Origin of the sequence: Actinomadura darangshiensis (assembly GCF_004349235.1) — a bacterium.
In the GTDB taxonomy this organism is placed as follows: domain Bacteria; phylum Actinomycetota; class Actinomycetes; order Streptosporangiales; family Streptosporangiaceae; genus Spirillospora; species Spirillospora darangshiensis.
Window position 1 is genome coordinate 1 of the sequence record NZ_SMKY01000621.1, and the last position, 1,447, is coordinate 1,447.

At 69.2% G+C, this 1,447-nt stretch carries 1 protein-coding gene; it reads right to left on the reverse strand.

The window, feature by feature from the left end; all coding sequences use genetic code 11:
• Positions 1–190: 190 nt before the first annotated feature.
• Positions 191–1,300, reverse strand: a complete 1,110-nt coding sequence (locus E1293_RS46970; RefSeq protein ID WP_165978734.1) for a serine hydrolase domain-containing protein — start codon at positions 1,298–1,300, stop codon at positions 191–193.
• Positions 1,301–1,447: the final 147 nt, after the last annotated feature.

Sequence of the window (1,447 nt, forward strand, 5' to 3'; positions counted from 1 at the left end):
CCCACCCACCCCCAAAACGACAAACACCGACAGCAGTGCCCCGAACTGTCCGATCCTGCTAGGACGAGACGCTCGGCAAGCCCACCAGGGCGTACAACCCGGTCAGGCAGGGCGAGGTGGCGCACATGGTCCGGCCGACGGACGCAGCACTGAGACTCCTGCGTGAACGGGATGGCCCGTTGGGCTGAACTCAGAGCGTTGCCGAGCTGGACGGTGAGCAGAGGGCGGTCTCGGCGACCCGCATGACGCGCTGGAAGTCGTTCATGTCGGCGGGCTCTGTGGTGACGGCGAGGGCGAGGGCGGAGCCGGGGCGGCCGCTCCGGTCGACGAGGACGCCGGCCAGCATCGAGTAGCCGTGCATCTGCCCTGCGTGGCCGACCAGGTCTCCGCAGGACAGATGGTTGAGCTCTAGCCCGAGCCCGTACTGGTCGACCGCACCCCCGGCCGGGACCATGTGGCGCATCTCCGCTAGTTCGGCCGGTCGCAGCAGACGGCCCCGCAGCAGCGCGCCGAAGAACCTGTCGATCTCCGCAGGCGTGGAGATCATGTCACCGGCCGCGTCCATGTGGCTCGTGTCCTGCTCGGTCACGTCGACCAGACCGGGCGCCTTGATGTAGCCGCGGGGGTGCGGGCCCCTGATGCGGTACGCGCGGGGATCTGGGGAATAGGTGTGCCGCAGCCCGAGTGGGCGGACGATCCGGTGCTGGACCTCGTCCCGCCAACTTGGCGTTCCGGTGACCTGTTCGATCAGTTTCCCAAGAAGCAGGTACCCAGTGTTGGTGTACGACCAAGGACCGGGGGCGGGCTCCAGGGCCAACGCACCGTGGATCAATTCGTCCCGGTCGTGGTGCCGGAACCGCTGATCGGCCCATTCCCGGCCGTGGGGTAGCAGGGGACCCGGGTCGGGCAGGCCGCTGGTGTGCTGGAGCAGTTGCCGGACGGTGATCGTGCGGCCGTCGCCACCTCGCCCGCGGACGACTCCCGGCAGGTATTCCTCCACCGGCGCGTCCAGCCGTACCCGCCCCTCGCCGACCAACTGCAGCACGACCGTCGCAACGAACGCCTTGGTGGTCGAGCCGATGCGCACCAGCCCGTTCGACGGGACGGGACGGCCCGTCCGCACATCCCCGGTCCCGCTCCGCAACGTGACGGCCGTGCGTCCGGTGACCGTCAGGAGGGCGCCTGGAACACCGACGTCCCGCACCATCGCGTCAAGCTCCTGCTGAAGACGCCCGGTCGAGTTCGAAGCGGCGACGGGCGGTGCCACCGCGGCGGCCCCCGCCACAACGACACCGAGCACGGCCACCAACGCGGCACTGATACGGCAGCTGTAGATCGTGACTTCGGGTATGTCGCTGCTGGTCGGCGGGGCAGCTGGGGGTGATCACGATCGGGTGGAGTCCCGGACATGCGGGACGGCCGCCCGGATCGTTGTTTTGTGTGACGA